The organism is Nonomuraea sp. B1E8 (assembly GCF_039871515.1).
Taxonomy (GTDB): Bacteria; Actinomycetota; Actinomycetes; order Streptosporangiales; family Streptosporangiaceae; genus Nonomuraea.
This window is the reverse complement of the sequence record NZ_JBDPLS010000003.1, coordinates 639910-658934: the sequence shown is the minus strand read 5'-3', so window position 1 is coordinate 658934 and position 19025 is coordinate 639910. Positions and strand designations below refer to the sequence as shown.

16 protein-coding genes and 2 tRNA genes are annotated in these 19025 nt (G+C 71.7%); 8 read left to right on the top strand and 10 right to left on the bottom strand.

Features of this window, described 5'->3' with window-relative positions:
* Window positions 1-10 precede the first annotated feature (10 nt).
* Window positions 11-631, bottom strand: a complete 621-nt coding sequence (locus ABGA98_RS14925; protein ID WP_347618874.1) for a hypothetical protein — start codon at window positions 629-631, stop codon at window positions 11-13.
* A gap of 20 nt (window positions 632-651) precedes the next feature.
* Between ABGA98_RS14925 and ABGA98_RS14920 the strand changes: the two genes are divergently transcribed.
* Entirely contained in the window at window positions 652-834 is a 183-nt protein-coding gene (locus tag ABGA98_RS14920; RefSeq protein WP_347618875.1) for a hypothetical protein, read from the top strand.
* Here ABGA98_RS14920 and ABGA98_RS14915 read toward each other — a convergent pair.
* The gene (locus tag ABGA98_RS14915) at window positions 818-2377 is read right to left on the bottom strand and encodes an ABC transporter substrate-binding protein (RefSeq protein ID WP_347618850.1); all 1560 of its coding nucleotides are present in this window, start codon (window positions 2375-2377) and stop codon (window positions 818-820) included. The two genes, ABGA98_RS14920 and ABGA98_RS14915, sit on opposite strands and share 17 nt — an antisense overlap.
* A gap of 187 nt (window positions 2378-2564) precedes the next feature.
* Here ABGA98_RS14915 and ABGA98_RS14910 point away from each other — a divergent pair, with 187 nt between their 5' ends.
* Window positions 2565-4427, top strand: a complete 1863-nt coding sequence (locus tag ABGA98_RS14910; RefSeq protein ID WP_347618849.1) for a nitrate- and nitrite sensing domain-containing protein — start codon at window positions 2565-2567, stop codon at window positions 4425-4427.
* A complete protein-coding gene (locus tag ABGA98_RS14905) occupies window positions 4420-4785 on the top strand; it encodes a DUF742 domain-containing protein (protein WP_347618848.1) in 366 nt (121 codons plus the stop codon). Before ABGA98_RS14910 ends, ABGA98_RS14905 begins: the two co-directional genes overlap by 8 nt.
* 211 nt (window positions 4786-4996) lie before the next feature.
* Here ABGA98_RS14905 and ABGA98_RS14900 read toward each other — a convergent pair whose 3' ends face one another.
* Genes ABGA98_RS14900 through ABGA98_RS14870 form a run of 7 tightly spaced genes read right to left on the bottom strand, consistent with a single transcriptional unit; the run spans window position 4997 to window position 12887 of the window.
* The gene (locus tag ABGA98_RS14900) at window positions 4997-5875 is read right to left on the bottom strand and encodes an ABC transporter ATP-binding protein (protein ID WP_347618873.1); all 879 of its coding nucleotides are present in this window, start codon (window positions 5873-5875) and stop codon (window positions 4997-4999) included.
* A gap of 2 nt (window positions 5876-5877) precedes the next feature.
* The gene (locus ABGA98_RS14895; protein ID WP_347618847.1) at window positions 5878-6636 is read right to left on the bottom strand and encodes an ATP-binding cassette domain-containing protein; all 759 of its coding nucleotides are present in this window, start codon (window positions 6634-6636) and stop codon (window positions 5878-5880) included.
* Window positions 6633-7490: an ABC transporter permease gene (locus ABGA98_RS14890; protein WP_347618846.1), complete on the bottom strand. Its 858-nt coding sequence runs from the start codon at window positions 7488-7490 to the stop codon at window positions 6633-6635. The genes ABGA98_RS14895 and ABGA98_RS14890 overlap by 4 nt, the downstream gene beginning before the upstream one ends.
* Window positions 7487-8503, bottom strand: a complete 1017-nt coding sequence (locus ABGA98_RS14885) for an ABC transporter permease (RefSeq protein ID WP_347618845.1) — start codon at window positions 8501-8503, stop codon at window positions 7487-7489. Before ABGA98_RS14885 ends, ABGA98_RS14890 begins: the two co-directional genes overlap by 4 nt.
* 4 nt (window positions 8504-8507) lie before the next feature.
* Window positions 8508-10121 (bottom strand): ABC transporter substrate-binding protein, encoded by a 1614-nt coding sequence (locus ABGA98_RS14880; protein WP_347618844.1) that lies wholly within the window; start codon window positions 10119-10121, stop codon window positions 8508-8510.
* A 23-nt stretch (window positions 10122-10144) separates the two neighbouring features.
* The gene (locus ABGA98_RS14875) at window positions 10145-11824 is read right to left on the bottom strand and encodes a hydantoinase/oxoprolinase family protein (RefSeq protein ID WP_347618843.1); all 1680 of its coding nucleotides are present in this window, start codon (window positions 11822-11824) and stop codon (window positions 10145-10147) included.
* Window positions 11817-12887 carry a DUF917 domain-containing protein gene (locus tag ABGA98_RS14870; protein ID WP_347618842.1) on the bottom strand — a complete coding sequence of 357 codons (1071 nt, stop codon included), beginning with the start codon at window positions 12885-12887 and terminating at the stop codon, window positions 11817-11819. Before ABGA98_RS14870 ends, ABGA98_RS14875 begins: the two co-directional genes overlap by 8 nt.
* Window positions 12888-13113: 226 nt before the next feature.
* On the opposite strand from ABGA98_RS14870, the gene ABGA98_RS14865 reads away from it, so the two are divergent.
* The 3 genes from ABGA98_RS14865 to ABGA98_RS14855 all read left to right on the top strand — a co-directional run bounded on the left by ABGA98_RS14865 (window position 13114) and on the right by ABGA98_RS14855 (window position 13733).
* A tRNA-Met gene (locus tag ABGA98_RS14865) sits at window positions 13114-13186 on the top strand.
* Between the two features lie 3 nt (window positions 13187-13189).
* A tRNA-Arg gene (locus tag ABGA98_RS14860) sits at window positions 13190-13264 on the top strand.
* A gap of 34 nt (window positions 13265-13298) precedes the next feature.
* Complete coding sequence (locus ABGA98_RS14855) at window positions 13299-13733, top strand: RpiB/LacA/LacB family sugar-phosphate isomerase (protein ID WP_347618841.1); 435 nt, start codon at window positions 13299-13301, stop codon at window positions 13731-13733.
* 109 nt (window positions 13734-13842) lie between these two features.
* Here the strand turns inward: ABGA98_RS14855 and ABGA98_RS14850 are convergent, their stop codons facing one another.
* Window positions 13843-15027: a transposase gene (locus ABGA98_RS14850; RefSeq protein WP_347618840.1), complete on the bottom strand. Its 1185-nt coding sequence runs from the start codon at window positions 15025-15027 to the stop codon at window positions 13843-13845.
* A 252-nt stretch (window positions 15028-15279) separates the two neighbouring features.
* On the opposite strand from ABGA98_RS14850, the gene ABGA98_RS14845 reads away from it, so the two are divergent.
* A complete protein-coding gene (locus ABGA98_RS14845; protein ID WP_347618839.1) occupies window positions 15280-16443 on the top strand; it encodes an amidohydrolase in 1164 nt (387 codons plus the stop codon).
* Window positions 16444-16470: 27 nt separating this feature from the next.
* Window positions 16471-18972, top strand: a complete 2502-nt coding sequence (locus ABGA98_RS14840; protein WP_347618838.1) for a Tex family protein — start codon at window positions 16471-16473, stop codon at window positions 18970-18972.
* The last annotated feature ends 53 nt before the right edge of the window (window positions 18973-19025 follow it).

The following is a 19025-nucleotide window of genomic DNA, read 5'->3' as shown; positions in this document are numbered from 1 at the left end:
TTTTTACGGTTCAGCGCCGCACGCGCTCGACGCCCACGGTGATCTCGTTGCCGAGCCGGAACCCCATGAGCAGCCCCAGGTCGTCGCCGCTCCAGAACCTGCCGGGGTCGTACCAGTTGGGCCGGCGACCGGCGGGCAGCAGCCCCATCTCCTCGTAGGTGACCGCGACGACCTCGGCGCAGTAGGCGCTCTCCAGCGTCTGCTCCCGGCGGCGGCGCGGGATCCGGCCCCTGGCCCAGCGGGCGGCCAGCCGGGTGGTGGACGGGAACGGGGTGCCGTCGAGCCGGGCGACCGTGCGCAGGGCGGCGTCCTCCATGTCGCGTGTCGCCTCAGGGTCGAGCTGGCGCAGCCAGGGCCGCTGGTCGTACCGGTCGGCCCAGACCGTCACGGCGTCGCGCAGGTCGTGCAGCTGCACTCCGCGTTGATGCGTGCCCGCCCACAGGTCGGGCAGCGACCGGCCCAGCTCGGCGTGCCACATCATGGGCGGCAGGTCCTCGATCACGATCGCCATGCCCACGTGGTTGACCGGGCTGTTGGTCACCGTCTGGATGGCGCGGTCGGGCACCGAGCGTCCGCGGAAGATCCACAGGTCGCCGGTGCGCGTCACCTTGACGGCCTCGTCGAGAGTCAGCACACCGTTAGCCTAGGCACATGCGCTGGTGGAAGATGCTCGGTCTGGCCGGAATCATGGGAGTGGCCGCCACGGGAGTGGTGATCGCGCGGGCGGAGCGGCGCCGCCGCGCCTACACGCCCGAGGAGATCAGGGCCCGCCTGCGCGAGCGGGTCGACGCCACCCACGGTGACACCTCCGAGGAGGTCACGCCGACGGCCTGAGGCCGTGCACGAAGACCACGTCCGGATAGGCCGGGTTGTCCTCATATCCCTCGACGCTGCCCAGATAGGCGCGTTGCGAGTAGACCACCCACGGCACCGCCGCGGCCACCCGCTGGTCGAGCACCCTGACCGTGGCCTGCTCGTAGGCCCGCTGCGCCGCCGCCTTGTCGGTCATGGCCAGCTCGGGCACCGGATAGAGCAGCGTGTCCAGGGCGTCGTCGCGGAGGTAGGACAGGTTGAACTCCGGCTTGTCCGAGCTGTGGAAGACGTTGCCGAAGTAGGAGTAGCCGTCGGCGTAGTCGGGCCACCAGTACATGATGAAGATGTCCTGGCCGCGCTTCCTGCCCAGCTCCCACTGCGCGTTCCAGTGCATGGGCAGCGCGTCGAGGGTGACGTTGAGCGGGCGCAGCGCCGCCCGCAACTTCGTGACGAGCACCTGCTGGTCGTGCTGACCCCGCCCGTACGTCACGCGCAGGCGCAGCGGCTCGCCGCCGGGCCCGTAGCCCGCCTTCTCCAGCAGCCGGGCGGCGCCCTCCAGGTCCTGCCGGGGCTCCCTGCCCGGCACGTGGCCCAGCAGCCCTTCCGGCACGACGCCGCTCGCCGGGCCCGCGGCGCCCCGGAGCGCCCGCACCACGCCCTGGTAGTCGACGGCCTTCTGGATGGCGCGGCGCACCCGGATGTCCCTCATCGGGCCGCGCGCGGTGTTGAACAACATCATCGCCGTGGTGAACGAACGCGCCTCCGACGTGCGGATGCCCGGCGTGGCCGAGGCCCTGGCGAACAACCGGGGCGAGAGCCGGCTGACGAAGGTCGCCTCGCCGTCCGTCAGCATCCGGTCCGCCCTGTCGGGGTCGGGCACGGCACGGAACTTGATGGTGTTGTAGTGCGGCCTGCGCCAGCCACCCCAGTAGCCGTCGTATGCGGTGAGTGTGAGCTCCTCCTCCGCGCCCTTCTGCCACCGGGCCACCGTGTACGGTCCGGAGCCCGCGTCCCGTCCCTGCGCGAACCACTTCGTCAGGTCGGGGGCCGCCTTCGTGTCGTAGATGTAGGCGGCGTACCCGGCGGAGGCCACCAGGTCGAGCGGGACGGCGTAGCGCAGCGTGAAGGTCACCGTCTGGGGGTCGTCGACCCTGATGGAGGAGACGGCGTTCCAGATGTAGGAGGCTCCGGTCCTGGACTTGATGGTGCGCTCGATCGAGGCCTTGACGGCCGCCGCGTCCACCGGTCTGCCCGTGTGGAAGGTCACGCCTGAGCGGATGGTGAACGTCCAGGTGCGGCCGTCGGCCGAGGCGCGCCAGGACGTGGCCAGGCGGGGGGTGGCGATCTTGGTGACCGGGTTCCAGAGGGTGAGGGTCTCGTAGACGTTCTGGAAGGCGATGATCTCGTTGGAGTGGGAGCGGCTCGGATCCCATTCGGTGATCACGTCGGTGTTGTAGACGTACACGAAAGGCGCCGTGCCTTCCGGCGCCTGGCGCACCTCCGTGGGCGCCGCGCACGCCGCGAGGAGCACCAGCGCCGCGGCCGCAACGAGACGACTGCGCAACGCGTCCTCCTCCGTCACCGATGTACTCGGGGAAACCTACTGCATGATCATGAAAACATGTCCAAAACTCCCGAAAAATTGGGCAATCTGGTGATCGAATTGCTATCCTCGGGGCTTGTCCCGTCCGGGGTTGCCAGCAGGGGACCGACCGGAGTGAGGTGCCATGGGTCGTAGCCGAACGATCCGCATGAAGATCATCGGACTCCTACTGGTGCCTCTGACCTCCATGGTGGTGTTGTGGGGCGTCATCACCGCCGTCACCGCCACCGAGAGCTTGGAGCTACGCGAGTACAAGACCCTCTGGACGAACCTCCGCCATCCAGCGTACAAACTGATCAACGAGATCCAGCGGGAGCGTCTCGTCTCGGCCAAGCACCTGCGCCACATGGCGGCCCAGACCGCGGTGGAGGCGCAGCGTAGCCGTACCGACGCCGCTGAAGACGCCTTCACGCGGCTCTCGGGCAACTCCAAGGACAGATCGGAAGAGATCCGCACGCAGGTGAACGCGGTGTACACGCAACTGAACAGGCTCGACGTGATCAGAAGAGAGATCGACACGAGCCTGAGTGACCGCCTGCACGCGGTGGAGTCCTACGACGAGATCGCCGACGCGCTGTTCGGCCTGCACCGCCGCGTCGCGCTCATCGACGACATCCCGATCTACGAGCAGTCGCGCGTGGTCATCGACATGAGTTACGCGAAGGAGCTGCTCACCCGGGAGCAGGCCATCGCGCTCGGGCCGACCACGGCCGTGGAGCGCAGGACCTTCACGCAGATCGTCGGCAACCGGCGTTTCCTCGTCGACCAGGCGCTCGGAGAGCTCGACCCGCCGCTGCGCGACCCCCAGGTCGCCCTGATCACCTCCTCCACCTACCAGCGGATGCGGATGATGGAGGACCAGATCATCTCCGGCCGCTCGCCGCGTGGCTGGCTGGGCGTCACGGACGAGCTGTCCGAGTCGTTCCAGGCGGTCCAGATGCGGGCCAGCGCCACCCTGAACGGGCGCGCCGACCCGGTGGCCGACCAGGTGCTCGCCCGGGCGTACGTGCTGGCGGGAACGGCTCTGGTGCTGGTGGTCGTGTCGATCGTGTTCTCGTTGCGGATGGGCAACCGGCTGTCGCGGGAGCTCGGCGCGCTCCGGCTGGCCGCCCTGGAGGTGGCGCAGGAACGCCTGCCGCACGTGGTCGGCAAGCTGCGCAGGGGCGAGCGGATCGAACTGCCCGAGGTGTCGGTGGCGAGCACCACCGTCGAGATCGACGACGTCGGGCAGGCCTTCTCCACGGTGCAGCAGACCGCCGTCGAGGCCGCCACCGGGCAGGCGCGGCTCAACGAGGGCGTCGGCCATGTCTTCCGCAACCTGGCCAGGCGCAGCCAGACGTTGCTGCACCGCCAGCGCATCCAGCTGGAGGACATGCAGCACCGTGCGACCGACCCGGACGCCCTCGAGGACCTGTTCAAGCTCGACCACCTCACCACCCGCATGCGCCGCCACGCCGAAGGCCTGATCATCCTGTCGGGCGCCACGCCGGGCCGCGGCTGGAGCCGCCCGGTGCCGCTGCTCGACGTCGCCCGCGGGGCGGCCGCCGAGGTGGAGGACTACCCGCGGGTCACCGTCGAGCCGATGTCCGGCCAGCGCCTGGCGGGCCCCGTCGTCGGCGACGTGATCCACCTCGTCGCGGAGCTGATCGAGAACGCCACCGTCTACTCCCCCACCCACACCCAGGTCATCGTGCGGGGCGAGGAGGCGGCCAGGGGGTTCGTCTTCGAGGTCGAGGACCGCGGGCTCGGAATGAGCGCGGACGTGCTGGACGAACTCAACGAGCGGCTGGCCAGCCCGCCGGAGTTCGACCTGGCCGACACCGACAGGCTCGGCCTTTTCGTCGTCTCCCGCCTGGCCGCCAGGCATGACATCCGCGTGACGCTACGCGGTTCACCATATGGAGGGACCACCGCGATCGTGTTGATCCCGGCTGAGCACGTGGCCGATCCGGACCCGGATCCCCACGTCAAGGAACCCGCTCGACCCATGCGGGTGGTGCGCAGTGACTGACAGGCCAGAAGAGCGGTGGCTGGACGAGGACGCCGGTCCGATCGTCCCGGCCTATCTGCTGACGAGGGGCCGTACGGTGCCCGCGAGCGAGGCCATCGACCTCATCGCGGTGATCATCACGTCCGGCGGCCTGACGACGCCGCGCGGCCTCGACCCCGAACATCTGATCATCCTGCAGAAGTGCACCCAGCCGACCCGGCTCGTGGACGTGGCGGCCGAGCTCAACCTGCCCATCGGCGTGATCAGGGTGCTGGTCGGCGACCTGCACGCGCGCCAGCTCGTGCAGGTCGAACACCCGCCTCCGGCCCCCGACGCGAAGGTGCTGCTCGAGGTGATCAGCGGGCTGAAGGCGCTGTGACCGCCCGGCGGTTGAGCCGCGGCGGCCACGCCTGGCGCATCGCGCTCACCGAGGACGGAGCCTAGGCCGCGGGCAGGCGCCGCCAGGTGACGGCCGAGTGATTCGAGGGCGCCACGGCCGGCTGGCCCCCCGGCGGAGCGCGCGGAGCCGGCGAGGCTGATGGACAAGCTCGCCGAAGACTTCACCGCGCACCTCAAGGCGCGCTTCCCGGCTAGGTGACCAGCACGTCCTCCGCCCGGTGGCAGGCCACCTGACGCCCCCGCACGTCCCTGAGCGCGGGCGGCCGCTCACATTCGGGCGCGGCCAGCGGGCAGCGCAGCCTGAACGGGCAGCCCGTCTCCGCCGGAACGGCCTCCGTCGTGCCCCTGGCCCGCGGCGGCGAGCCGCCGAGCTGCGGCACGGCGTCGCGCAGGGCCCGGGTGTAGGGGTGGGCCGGGTTCGCCAGGAGGTCGCGCGTGGGGCCCGACTCGACGACCCGGCCCGCGAACAACACGTGCGTGGTGCGGCAGAGCCGCCGCACCACGGCGAGGTTGTGGGTGATCAGCAGGCGCTCGGTGTCCAGAGAGGCGATCAGGTCGAGGATCCTGGCCTGGACGGTGACGTCGAGCGCGCTCGTGGGCTCGTCCAGGATGAGCAGGCGGGGGCCGGCCGCCAGGGCCCTGGCGATCACCACCCGCTGGCGCTGGCCTCCCGAGAGCTGGTGCGGCCTGCGGGCGGCCAGACCGGGGTCGAGTCCGACCTGTTCGAGCAGCTCCGGCACCCTGGCCCGGGCCGCGCGGGGCCCTCGCACCGGCAGGGCCTCGGCAACGGAGGCGCCGATCCGCATTCTGGGGTCGAGGGCCTCGGCCTGGAAGACGGGCTGGACGTCCTTCCGGAACGCCCGCATGTCCGCTTTTTTGAGGATTTGGTCGCCGTACCAGATATTTCCGGCCATGGGGGTGAGGAGGCCCAGGAACGCGCGCGCCAGGGTCGTCTTGCCGGAGCCGCTCTCCCCAATCAGCCCGACGCCGCCCGCGGTGACGTCCAGGCTCACGTCGTGCACGACCGCGCGCCCGGCGTACCCGAGGGTCACCCGCTCGGCCCTCAGCATGGTCACGGCAGCGCCTCCAGCAGCTCGCGCGTGTACGGGTGCGACGGCTCGGCCAGCACCCTCGCGGCGGGACCCGACTCCACCACCTCCCCGTCCTTCATGACGAGCACCCGGTCGGCGATTGTCGAGACCAGGGCCAGGTCATGGGAGACGAGCAGGAGCGCCAGCCCTCGTTCCGCCCTCAGCCGGTGGAGCACCCCGACCACCTCGGCCTGCACGGTCACGTCGAGGGCGCTGGTCGGCTCGTCGGCGAGGATCACCTCGGCGCCCAGGGCGATGGCCAGCGCGATGGCGAAGCGCTGGGCCTGGCCGCCGGAGATCTCGTGAGGGTAACGCCGCAGGATCGCGCGGTCGAGCATGACCGCCGCCACGGACTCCGCCATGATCTCGTCCAGGCTCCCGCCCCGGCCGGCGCCGCGTCCGACGCCGTGGAGCCTGAGCGCGCGGCGCATCAGCACGCCGAGACGGGTGGCGGGGCTGAGCGCCGACTGGGGTGACTGCATCACGAGCCCCGCCCTGGCCCCGCGGATCTCGCGCAGCCGGCGCGGCGGAGCGGCGAGCACGTCGACCCCGCAGACCCTGACGTGTCCCGAGATCTCGGCTCCCTCGGTGAGACCCAGGAGCGAGAGCAGCGTCGTGGACTTGCCCGAGCCGCTCTCCCCCACGATCGCGACGCACTCGCCCGCGCCCACGTCCAGCTCGGGGACGTCGGCCACCAACCGCCCCGCGTAGCGCACCTGGAGGTCACGCACCTCGATCACGTGACCCTCCCCGCCCTGGGGTCGAGCGCGTTGCGCAGCCCTTCCCCCAGCATGTTGAACGCGAACGCCGTCACCAGGATCGCCAGCCCGGGGAACGTGCCGATCCACCAGTTCGTGGTGAACAACGTCTGCCCCTGCTGCACCATCAGCCCCCACTCCGCCGTCGGCTCCTGCGCGCCCAGCCCCAGGTACGACAGCGCAGCCGCGGTGAGGATCACGCCGCCCGCGTCCAGCGAGATCTGGACCAGGACGGGGGTGAGCGAGTTCGGCAGCACGTGCCGCAGGACGATCAGCGGCGCGGGCACGCCGAGGCACCGGGCGGCGTCCACGTAGGGGCGGGTGGCGATCGAGGCGGCCACGGAAGCGGCCAGCCGGGTGTACCACGGCCACCAGGTCACCGCGATGGCCAGGATGACCGTGTTCACACTCGGCGGCAGCACGACCGCCAGCGCCAGCGAGAGCAGCAGCGCGGGGAAGGCCAGGAACACGTCCGTGACCCGCATGATCACGTCCCTGACCCAGCCGCCCGCGTACCCGGCCACCACGCCCAGCGTGACACCGCCCAGCGCGGACACCGCCAGCACGGACACCGCGATGGCCAGCGAGGTGCGGCCGCCGTACAGGATCCTCGTGAGCACGTCGCGGCCGAGCTGGTCGGTGCCGAACCAGTGCGCGCCGCTCGGCGGCAGCGACCCCTCCAGCGGGCGCGGCTCGTCCGGGTACGGGGCGAGCCACGGCGCCGTGATCGCGGCCAGCACGATGAGCACGATGAGCACCGCCCCGAAGGCGGCGAACCGGTCGGGCACCCTCGGCAGGGAGCGCCGCAGCGGCGCCTCGCCGCGCGGGCCGGTCATCGGGTTCTCGCCCGGGGGTCGAGGAAGCCCTGGAGCACGTCCACGACCAGGTTGGCCAGAACGTAGACCAGGGCGACCAGGAGGGTGACGCCCGCGATGGCCGGCGTGTCGCGCGAGCGGATCGACTCGGCGGCGTAGCGGCCCAGGCCCGGCCAGTTGAAGATCGCCTCGACGAGGAAGCCGTTGACGAGGGAGTAGGCGAAGACCAGGGCGATCAGCGACAACACGGGGCTCAGCGCCGGTCTGAGGGCGAACTTGGTCAGGACGGACGTCTCGCCGAAGCCGAGCGCGCGTGCCAGCCTGGTGTGGTCCTGGCCGGACTCCTCGATGAGGGTCGCCCTGGTCATCTGGGCGATGACGCCCGTGGGGTAGGCGGCCACCACCAGGGCGGGCAGCGCCAGGTGGTGGAGGGTGCTGGTGAGGATGGGCCAGTTGCCGGTGATGAGGGCGTCGACGACGGTGATGTTCGTCCACAGGGTGAGAGGGCTGGTGGTGTCGAGCGAGGAGTCGTACTCACCGGCCACGGGGAACCAGTCGAGCTTGCCGGCGAAGATCAGTTGCAGGGCCAGGGCCAGCCAGAAGACGGGGACGGAGACGGCCAGCATGCTGCCGAACCGCACCCCCAAGTCCGGAAATTTCGTCTTATAGCGGGCGGCCAGCACGCCCACCGGGATCCCCACCACCACCGCGATCAGCAATGCCGCCCCGACCAGTTCGAGCGAGGCGGGAAAGGCGAGATAGAGATCCTCGCGCACGGGTTGCCGGGTGCGCAGGCTGACCCCCCAGTCACCGGTGAACAGGTCGCGCACGTAGGCGAAGAGCTGCGCCGGGAGCGGATCGTCCAGCCCGAACCTCTCGCGCGCCGCGGCGAGCTCCTCCGGCGAGGCCTTCGGCCCGGCGAACGCCACCGCCGGATCCCCCGGCACCAGCCGCATGACGGCGAACGTGAGCACGACCACGCCGGCGACGACCAGGAGGGCCTGGCCGAGCCGGCGGGCCAGATAGCGCAGCATGGGGTCAGCGTGCGCGTTCGAGGTCGTAGAAGAAGACGACGTTGGGATAGGCGGGGTTGTCCACATATCCCTTGACGTCAGCGGTCAGCGCGCGCTGGTAGGTCTGCACGTACGGCACCGCCACCGCCGCCTGCTCCCCGATGATCTTCTTCTGCAGCTCCTCGAACGCGTCCTCCGCCTTGAGCGCGTCGGTCGCCATGAGCCCGGGCAGCTTCTCGATGGCCGCGTCGATCTCGCGGTCCTTCAGGTACGACAGGTTGAACCGCGGCTGGTCCTCGCTCTTGAACACGTTGAGGAACCACGAGTAGGCGTCCGGATAGTCCGGATACCAGTACATGACGAAGATGTCCTGCCCCTGCTTCTTCCCCAGGTCCCACTGTGCGCTCCACGTCATGGGCTTGGCCTGCAGCGTGATGTTGAGATTCTTCAGCGCCGAGCTCAGCAGCGTGACCAGCATCTTCTGGTCCTCGTCGCCCTGCGCGTAGGTGAGGGAGAGCTTGAGCTCGGCGAGGTCGGGGCCGTACCCGGCCTCGGCGAGCAGTGCCTGCGCCCTGGCCGGGTCGTGCTCGGGCTCCATGCCGTTCACGTGGCCGAGCAGCCCTTCCGGCACCAGGCCGCCGGCCTTCAGCCCCGCGCCCTTCAGCGCCGCCGCCAGGCCGTCGTAGTCGATCGCGAGCTGGAGCGCCTTCCGTACCCTGACGTCCTTCGTCGGGCCCGCGGCCGTGTTGAACAACACCAGCAGGTTCTGGAACGAGGGCGACCGCGCGGTCTGGACGTTGTCGGTCATGCCGGCCTGCTCGAACAGCTGCGGGTTCAGCCGCTGGACGAAGTTGACCTCGCCCTTCTGCAGTAGCTGCCACGCGGTGGTGGTCTCGGGGGTGACCCGGAAGGCGACCTTCTTGTACTGCTCGGGCGTCCAGCCGCCCCAGTAGTCCTCGAACGCCTTCAGCGTGAGCTCGGTCTCCTTGCCCTTCTGCCAGGAGTCGATCGTGTACGGGCCCGTGCCGGCGGTCGTCTTGCCGTCGGCGTCCACCGCGCCCACGTCGTAGATGTAGGCGGCGTAGCCGGAGGAGGCGATCAGGTCGAGCGGCGCGGCGCGCTTGAGCGTGAACTTCAGCGTGGTCGCGTCCACGGCCTCGATCGTGTCGACCGAGTCCCAGATGTAGGCGGCGCCGCCCTTCTTCTCGATCGTCCGCTCGATCGCCTTCTTGGCCGCCTCGGCGTCGAGCGTGGCGCCCGAGTGGAACTTCACGCCCTGGCGCAGCTTGAACGTCCACTCCTTGCCGCCGTCGGCCGAGGTCCACTCGGTGGCCAGGCGCGGCTCGGCCTCGCGGGACTGGAAGTTGTAACGGGTCAGGCCCTCGTAGATGTTCGACAGGGCGACGATCTCGTTGGAGTAGGAGGTGGCCGGGTCCCAGTCGGTGACCACGTCGAGGTTCGGCACGTAGACGAAGGTGCTGTCGTTGGCCTTCGCGGTCTGCGTGGCGGCCGGGCCGGAGCTCTTCGCCGGCTCCGGCGTGCCTCCGGCGCCGCGCACCTGGCCGCCCGCGCACGCGGCTGCGGTCAGGGCCAGGGCGCCGGTGAGCCCGGCTACGAGCAAGCGCTTGTGCCAGCGCATGGTGGGGGGATCCTTTCGATCTTTCACCGGGCGAGGGGTCCGGCTGCTTTGACGTGTACGCGTACGGCGGGCTCGGAGAGATAGCTCAGCGGCACCTCGAGGAGATCCACGATCTCGACGCCGGAGGGATCCGCCCCCGCCGCCACGGCTCGCGCCACCGCCTCTTCCTTGGCCCTTTCGATCGCTTGTGGCCGACCGTCTCCCGCAGGCAAGATCGTATCGACTCTGCCGCTCGCGAGGGCGATGGCCGCTCCCACGGCGTTGGCCACCTCGGCGTGCTCGGGGCGGATCACCCGGCTCACGCCCGGGATGCGGGCGGGCAGGATGAACGCCCCGCCACCCACCGCGACCAGGGGCCGGTCGGTCCTGCCGAGCGCCATGCGGTCCACGGCGTCGATGACCATCTCGTCCGCGACGGCGATCGCCCTCGCCAGGAGGTCGGCGATCGTCTCCGTCCCGTCACCCGTCCCGTCGCCCGTGCCGTCGCCCGTGCCGTCGCCCGCCGGCGCTGCCCGCGGGTCCGCGCCGTTCCGTCGTGCGGCCGCGCGGGCCAGGACGGCCGCGGGGAGACGCCCGCGCCATGCGGCGGCCCCCGGCGGGGTGCGGCCCGCCGCCACCGCCGCGTCGGTCATCGTCGCCGTGGCCCCGCCGAAGACCAGCGCCTCACCGGCGATCCGGTAGCCGACGGAGTCGGGGCCGACTCCGCGCCCGCGCACCACGCTCCCGCCACCGAGGGCGATGGCGAGGATGTCCGGCATGCGGAAGTTGGTGAGCACCCCGCCGATCTCGACCGCCGCCGCCGACTCGCGGGGGAAGCCGCCGGCCAGCACCCCGAGATCGGTGGACGTGCCGCCGACGTCCACCACGACCGCGTCCGCCACGCCCGACAGGAAGGCGGCGCCGCGCAGGGAGTTGGCCGGGCCCGACCCGATCGTCGCGACCGGCAGCCGCGCGGCGTGCTCCACCGTCATGAGCGTGCCGTCGTTCTGCGCCAGGTACGGGCGCGCGTCCAGCCCACGCTCGGCCAGGACGGCGGTCAGCGCGCCGGTCACGTGGGCGGCGACGCCGTACAGAGCGGCGTTCAACACGGTGGCGTTCTCGCGTTCGAGCAGCCCCAGCGTGCCGATCTCGTGGCTCAGCGCGACCGGCAGGCCGTACTCGGAGGTGACCAGCTCGGCGACGAGCCGCTCGTGCCCGTCGCTCGCCGGGCTGAAGACGCTGGTGACGGCCACCGCGTCGGCCTCCACGCCGTCCAGGAAGCGGCGGACGGCGCCGAGGCCGGGCGCGCTGATCTCGCGGCCGTCGACGTAGTGCCCGCCGGGGACGACGGCCTCCCCCGCCGACACGGCCTCGCGCAGGTCGTCCGGCCAGCCGGAGAGCGGGGGCACGGCGGTGGTTGCGGGCGCGCCGAGCCTGAGCACGGCGACCCGGCCGAGGTTCCTGCGCTCCAGGATCGCGTTGGTCGCGTGGGTGGTGCCCAGCATGACCCGGCCCACCCGGTTCCGCACGCCGCCGCCCGGCTTCCGCGGTTCCGCGGCCCCTTCCAGCTCCGCGAGCACCGCGTCCAGGGCCGCCCGCAACCCTCCGGTCACGTCCCTGCTCGTCGGCCGCTTGGCCTTGGCCGCCACCCGGCCGCCGGCGCCGAGCACGACCGCGTCGGTGTTCGTGCCGCCGACGTCGATCCCTATCCGCAGGTCAGCCATGCGCCGTCAGCTCCTCGACGGGCACGTAGCCGAGGTCGTAGCCGAACGCCCTGGGCCCGGCCGTCTCCAGCCCCTTGGGCGTGCGCCAGAGCGGGTCGCAGGGCCAGGCGAGCACGCTGACGCGCTGGCCGTACCGCAGGCTCTCTGTCTGGACGGCGGCGGCGGTCTCGGTGTCCACGATCGTGATGAGGTCGGGGACCATGGCCCGCACGGCGCCGTCCTCGACGGCGACGAGGTTCTCGTTCTGCAGTTCCACGGTGAGGCGGCGGCCGCGCTCGTCGCCGGTGCCCTCGATCGTGGCCGTCCCCCGGACGAAACCGCCGGTGGTGCGCCGCTCCACGTCGGTCAGCTTGCCGGTGATCAGGCGTACCGCGCCGAGCCGGTCCTGGAGCGCACCGAGCGGGTCCGCCGCGCCCTCCGTGGCCCTGCCGATGTCCAGCGCGCGGGTGACCGTGCCCTCGATGACCGCACCGCGGGCCCGGCCGGCGGTGAGGACGTAGTCGGCCATCAGCGCGTGCGAGCCGGCGGCCACGCACACGGCCCGCGCCAGACGCTCGGACCAGAGCCCGTCGATCGGGCGGATGGTCACGACGTTTCCCACGATGTCAGACATGATCACCAGGTCGGCCGGGAGCCCGGCCACGTACATCGACACCATCTGCACCTCGGGGAACGCCCGGCCCATGCCGTCGGCGTCGAGCAGCGGCACGCCGAGGCGCGCGGCCCAGGCGACGGGCGCGACCCCGTTCGAGCCGCCGATCTCGGAGGACATGATCGCGCTCGGCGGCCGGCCGAAGAGCCGCTCCACCTCCTCGGCGACGCGCTCGGGCTCGTCCTCGCCATGGATCATCTCGTGGCCGACCGTCGGCGCACCGATCCCGGACAGCGGCACGACCAGCGCGTCGCCGGGCAGGTCGGCCAGCTCGACCAGCGGCACCTCGCCGTACGCCCGGATGGCCCCGACCGCCGCCAGCGACCCCGTACGCACGTCTCCCCCGCCGCCGGTGCCCAGGATCGCGCACCCCCGGGCGAGCGCCGGGATGTCACTCTCGTCAATGCTCATATGGCTGCACAACCAAGCACATACCGTCCCAATGCGCCAGTCTGGCATGTGCGGGATAAACGCGTTGCGCCGTCGCGCGTACGACCGCCAAGCTCGATACCGGCACCTGATCCAGCGAAAGGACCTCCCATGACCACCCGGCGAATGCGCATGCGGCGCCGCACGGGCGTGTCCCGGGCGCGTCGAGGCTGACCTCCGGCCCCGGCCTTGCCCGGACGCCTTCCCAGGCGGGTGGGGGCGCTGGTGTGCCCGGCGATTTCATACGTCGCTCCAGGCGGGTTCGATTCCCGCACCCGCCACGGGCCCTCGTGGCGCAGCGGAGAGCGCGCGCCTGTTTCCGGAACAGGAGGCCGCTGGTTCGATTCCAGCCGGGGGCACTGGTACATCTGAGGTGAGCAGCCGGGAGGACACATGCGGATTTCGGTGGCCGCCGACAGCAAGGACGGCGTGGCCGAGCGGGTCGTGGCGGAGCTGCGCAGGCGCGGGCACGAGGTGGTCGCCCACGGCGCGCTCGGCGACGGCGAGCGCGCCGACTGGGCGTGGGCCTGCGAACTCGCCGCGAGAGACGTCAGCGAAGGGCGTGCCGACCAGGCGGTCGTCTGCTGCTGGACGGGCACGGGCGCGTCCATCGCGGCGAACAAGGTGCCCGGCGTCCGGGCTGCGCTCTGCGTCGACGCCTACACCGCCGACGGCGCCCGCACGTGGAACGACGCCAACGTGCTCGCGCTCAGCCTCCGGCTGACGTCCGACGTGGTGCTCGGCGAGATCCTCGACGCCTGGTTCGAGGGGCGGCCCAGCACCGACGCCGCCGATATGGCGAACGTCTCCCATCTCGACGAGATCTGACTACGCTCGGGCCGCATGTCCATTTTGCGGTGCACGCATTGCGGGGAAGAGTCGCTGGAGCCCGGGTTCATCGTGACTCCTCCGCTCCTTGCAGGGGAGCGGCTTCTCGCTAAGCCGCTTGCGCAGCGTGGCGAAGGGCAAGCCCTGCCCTCAAGATGTTGACCGCCGCGTTGACGTCGGCGTGCGCGGCATGCCCGCACGCCGTACAGGCGAACCCGGCTTGGGTGAGGCGGTTCTCCTTCGCGCTGTGCCCGCAGCGGGCGCAGGTGCGGGAGGTGCCGGCGGGGTTCACCGCGATCAGCGTGCGACCGGCGCTTTCAGCCTTGTGCGCAAGGATCGTCAGGAACACCCCCCAGCCCGCGTCCAGGATGCTCCGGTTGAGGCCGGACTTGGCGGCGACATTCCGGCCGGGGACTTGGATCGTGCCGGACGCCGAGCGGGTCATGTTCGCGATCCGCAGGTCCTCGTGCACGATCACGTCATAGGCGGCCACCAGGGCGAGCGCGGCCTTGTGCGCGCCGTCCAGACGTTGCCTGCGCACCTTGGCGTGCAGCGAGGCCACGCGGGCCACCGCCTTGCGCCGCCGCTTGGAGCCCCGCTTCTTCCGGGCCAGAGCCCGCTGTGCGGCGGCCAGCCGGCCGGCGGACGCGGCCAGGTGACGGGGGTTGCTCAGATGCTGCCCGTCGCTGGTCGTGACGAGGGACGCCACGCCCATGTCGATCCCCGCGACCGCGCCGGAAGCGGGCAGCGGTTCAGCCGGCACGTCGTCGCACGACAGCACCACGAACCACCGGCTGCCTTCCCGCTTCACCGAGATCGTCTTCACCCGGCCCCTGACCGCGCGGTGCCGGTGGACGCGGACATGCCCGACACCCTGAAGGCGCACGTAGGTGACGGTAGGGTGCTCGGGCTGGGAGTCCCACCGGCAGCCGTCGCCGTCCTTCGGCCACTCGACCGTGCCGAACCGGCCACGCCCCTTGAACCGCGGGAACCCCGGCGCGCGACCCTCGCGGACCCGCTTGAAGAACGCGGCGAACGCCTTGTCGAGCCGTCGCAGCGTGGCCTGCTGGGAGGAGAACGACCAACGCCCCTGCTCGTCCGCATCATCGGCACGGATGTGTTTCAGCTCGGCCGACTGATCGCCGTACCGGACACTCACCCCCGCCCTGCCGTAAGCGGTGCGCCGGTGCTCCAAGGCCGCGTTGTAGAGCTGCCGGTGGTCCTCCAGGCACGCCGCCAGCGCCGCCGCCTGCCGGGCGGTGGGGCGCAGCAGGAACCTGAACGACCTGCGCACACCCCACCTCCCGTCACGTTCGGTAACGACACCGCCACGATACCGGCTGGCGCCGACAAAAACGGGAAGGACATCCGTGATACGCAGACCTGACAGGTCAGGGCACACTCGGGCCTTGGCTGACCCGATCACCCAGCCCGTCCATCCCGGGCATCCGTCACCCTGGATGACGTCCGCGCCGCCCGCCGGCGGTCCGGAACCGTCACAGCGGCGACACGGAAATCGTCGGTCCGGCCGTTTAGGGTGCTGGGCATGAGCGACGTGCTGATCCGTGGCGGGCTGCCCTGGGGGCTCGGCGCACCCGCCGACGTCCTCGTCCGCGGCGGCCGCATCGCCCGGGTCGGCCAGGGCGTCGAGGCGCCCGCCGCCCGGGTCGTCGACGTCACGGGCCAGCTGGTGCTGCCCGGCCTCGTCGAGGCCCACTGCCACCTCGACAAGACGCTTTTTGGCGGGCCGTGGGTGCCCCACTCCGCCGGTGACACGCTCGCCGGCCGCATCTGCAACGACCTCGCCCGCCGGGCCGAGCTGGGCGTGCCGAGCGTCGAGCGGATCGGCGCGCTGCTGGAGCGCATGAGCGCGGCCGGCACCACCCATGTGCGCACCCACACCGACATCGATCCCGAGGTCGGCCTGCGCGGCGTGGAGGCCGTGCGCGAGGCCGCCGCGCGCTCCCCTCTCGACGTGCGCCAGGTCGCCTTCCCGCAACACGGCGTGCTGACCAACCCCGGCACCGCCGAGCTGCTCGAAGAGGCGCTGAAGGGCGGCGTCGAGGCGGTCGGCGGGCTCGACCCGGCGGGCATCGACCGCGACCCGGTGCGCCACCTCGACCTGATCTTCGGCCTGGCCGGGCGCTACGGCACGCATCTCGACATCCACCTGCACGACGGCGGCTCGCTGGGCGGCTGGGAGCTCGAGCTCATCACCGAGCGCACCAAGGTGCTCGGGCTGGGCGGCCGGGTCACGGTCAGCCACGCCTACGCGCTCGGCCAGCTCGACGAGGCCCACGTCGACCGGCTGGCGCAGGGCTTCGCCGATGCGGGCGTGGCGCTGGTGACCGGCGCCGTCTACGACTACCCCGTGCCGCCGATCAGGAAGTTGCGGGCCGCGGGCGTCACGATCGCGTGCGGGCACGACGGCATCCGCGACCTGTGGGGCCCCTACGGCAGCGGCGACATGCTGGAGCGGGCGATGCACGTCGCCTACCGCAGCACCTTCCGTGCGGACGAGGACATCGAGCTGGCGCTGGAGGCCGCCACCTACGGCGGCGCCCGCGCGCTGGGGCTGACGGGCTACGGCCTGGCCGAGGGTGACCGGGCCGACCTGGTGGTCGTGCCCTCGGGAGGCCCGGCGGAGGCCGTGGTCGTTCACCCTGGGCGCACTCTGGTCATGAAAGACGGCGTAGTCCTGCACAATTGACCGGCGGGACCATCGAAAGGCAGGCAAGTGCTCTCTATTCACCAGCGGATCGCGGCAGAGCTCGGCGTACGCGACGGGCAGGTGCAGGCGGCCGTCGATCTGCTCGACGGCGGCGCGACCGTGCCGTTCATCGCGCGATACCGCAAAGAGGCCACCGGCGCCCTCGACGACGCGCAGCTGCGCACGCTCGAGGAGCGACTGCGCTACCTGCGTGAGCTGGAGGAGCGCAGGGCGGCCATCCTGGAGTCGATCGAGTCGCAGGGCAAGCTCGACGACGAGCTGCGCGAGCAGATCATGGCGGCGGAGACCAAGGCCAGGCTCGAAGACATCTACCTGCCTTACAAGCCCAAGCGGCGCACCAAGGCGCAGATCGCCCGGGAGCTGGGGCTCGAGCCGCTGGCCGACCAGCTGCTCGCCGATCCCTCGTGCGACCCGGCGGCCACCGCGGAGGGCTTCGTCACCGAGGGGGTGGCCGACGCGGCCGCGGCCCTCGAAGGCGCGAGGGCCATCCTGATCGAGCGCTTCGCCGAAGACGCCGACCTCATCGGCGCCCTGCGCGAGCAGCTGTGGAACCGCGGCCGGCTGGTGTCCAAGGTGCGCGAGGGCAAGGAGGAGGCGGGGGCCAAGTTCTCCGACTACTTCGACTTCGCCGAGCCGTTCACGAAGCTGCCCTCCCATCGCATCCTGGCCATGTTCAGGGGCGAGAAGGAGGAGATCCTCTCCGTCACGCTCGAGCCCGACGACAGCCCCGACTACGAGATGCGCGTCGCCTCCCGGTTCGGCGTCTCCGACCAGGGCCGGCCGGCCGACAAGTGGCTGACCGAGACGGTGCGCTGGGCCTGGCGCACGCGCATCCTGGTACATCTGGGCATCGACCTGCGCATGCGGCTGTGGCAGGCCGCCGAGGACGAAGCGGTGCGGGTGTTCGCGGCCAACCTGCGCGACCTGCTGCTCGCCGCTCCGGCCGGCGCGCGGCCGACGATGGGGCTCGACCCCGGCCTGCGTACGGGCGTGAAGGTCGCCGTGGTCGACGCCACGGGCAAGGTCGTCGAAACGGCGACGATCTACCCCCACGAGCCCAAGCGGCAGTGGGCGGAGTCGCTCGCCGTGCTGGGCGCGCTGGCGCAGCGGCACGGCGTCGAGCTGATCGCCATCGGCAACGGCACCGCGTCGCGCGAGACCGACAAGCTGGCCGGCGAGCTGGTCCAGCACATGCCGTCGGTGACGAAGATCGTCGTCTCCGAGGCCGGGGCCTCCGTCTACTCCGCCTCGCCCTACGCCTCGCAGGAGCTGCCCGAGCTCGACGTGTCCCTGCGCGGGGCGGTCTCCATCGCCCGCAGGCTGCAAGATCCGCTGGCCGAGCTGGTCAAGATCGACCCCAAGTCGATCGGCGTCGGCCAATACCAGCACGACCTCGCCGAGTCCAAGCTCTCCCGCTCGCTCGACGCGGTGGTCGAAGACTGCGTCAACGCCGTGGGGGTCGACGTCAACACCGCGTCGGCGCCGCTGCTCACGCGCGTGTCCGGCATCGGCTCGACGCTGGCCGAGAGCATCGTCCGCCACCGCGACGCCAACGGCCCCTTCCGCGCACGGTCGGCGCTGAAGAGCGTGCCCAGGCTCGGGCCCAAGGCGTTCGAGCAGTGCGCCGGCTTCCTGCGCATCCGCGGCGGCGACGACCCGCTCGATGTGTCCAGCGTGCACCCTGAGGCCTACCCCGTGGTGCGGCGCATCCTCGGCGTCGTCAAGAGCGACCTCAAGACGCTGATCGGCAACACCGCGGCACTGCGCTCGCTCAGGCCCGACGACTTCACCGACGACACGTTCGGCCTGCCCACGGTCACCGACATCCTGCGCGAGCTGGAAAAGCCGGGCCGTGACCCGAGGCCCGCGTTCAAGACGGCCACCTTCAAGGAGGGCGTCGAGAAGCTCTCCGACCTGACGCCGGGCATGATCCTGGAGGGCGTCGTCACCAACGTGGCCGCGTTCGGCGCCTTCGTCGACGTCGGCGTGCACCAGGACGGCCTCGTCCACGTGTCCGCCATGTCCCGCACCTACGTCAAAGACCCCCGCGACGTGGTCAAGCCCGGAGACATCGTGCGGGTCAAGGTCCTCGACGTCGACATCCCCCGCAAGCGCATCTCCCTGACGCTGCGCCTGGAAGACGAGATCACCACCGAGTCCCCGGCCGACGGCTCCCGCCGCGGCCCAGCCCGCCAGGGCCCCCGCGGCGCCGACGACGGTCGCGACAGCAGCCGAGGCAACGGCGGCCGTGGCGACGGCCAGCGCGGACGCGGCCAGGGCGGCCGTGGCGACGGGCAGGGCACGCGCGGCGACGGCCAAGGCGGCAAGGGCGCTCGTGGTGACGGCCGAGGCCAGGGCGGTCGCGACGACCGTCGCGGCGACGGTGGCAGGGGCAACGGACAGCGCGGCGACGGCCAGCGCGGGCGCGGCGGCCAGCGCAGCCCCGCACCCACGGGCGCCATGGCCGAGGCCCTGCGTAAGGCGGGCTTGGGCGGCGACAACCGCTGACCATCCCGGCCCAACGCCGGCCCGCGCCGAAACGCCGCTCAGCGGCTTCCGGC

What these genes read in the sequence shown, in the direction of transcription:
- ABGA98_RS14920 (WP_347618875.1), top strand. Translation starts at nt 652, where the DNA reads ATGCGCTGGTGGAAGATGCTCGGTCTGGCCGGAATCATGGGAGTGGCC.
- ABGA98_RS14910 (WP_347618849.1), top strand. Translation starts at nt 2,565, where the DNA reads ATGAAGATCATCGGACTCCTACTGGTGCCTCTGACCTCCATGGTGGTG.
- ABGA98_RS14900 (WP_347618873.1), bottom strand. Translation starts at nt 5,875, where the DNA reads ATGCTGAGGGCCGAGCGGGTGACCCTCGGGTACGCCGGGCGCGCGGTC.
- ABGA98_RS14890 (WP_347618846.1), bottom strand. Translation starts at nt 7,490, where the DNA reads ATGACCGGCCCGCGCGGCGAGGCGCCGCTGCGGCGCTCCCTGCCGAGG.
- ABGA98_RS14885 (WP_347618845.1), bottom strand. Translation starts at nt 8,503, where the DNA reads ATGCTGCGCTATCTGGCCCGCCGGCTCGGCCAGGCCCTCCTGGTCGTC.
- ABGA98_RS14880 (WP_347618844.1), bottom strand. Translation starts at nt 10,121, where the DNA reads ATGCGCTGGCACAAGCGCTTGCTCGTAGCCGGGCTCACCGGCGCCCTG.
- ABGA98_RS14875 (WP_347618843.1), bottom strand. Translation starts at nt 11,824, where the DNA reads ATGGCTGACCTGCGGATAGGGATCGACGTCGGCGGCACGAACACCGAC.
- ABGA98_RS14870 (WP_347618842.1), bottom strand. Translation starts at nt 12,887, where the DNA reads ATGAGCATTGACGAGAGTGACATCCCGGCGCTCGCCCGGGGGTGCGCG.
- ABGA98_RS14855 (WP_347618841.1), top strand. Translation starts at nt 13,299, where the DNA reads ATGCGGATTTCGGTGGCCGCCGACAGCAAGGACGGCGTGGCCGAGCGG.
- ABGA98_RS14845 (WP_347618839.1), top strand. Translation starts at nt 15,280, where the DNA reads ATGAGCGACGTGCTGATCCGTGGCGGGCTGCCCTGGGGGCTCGGCGCA.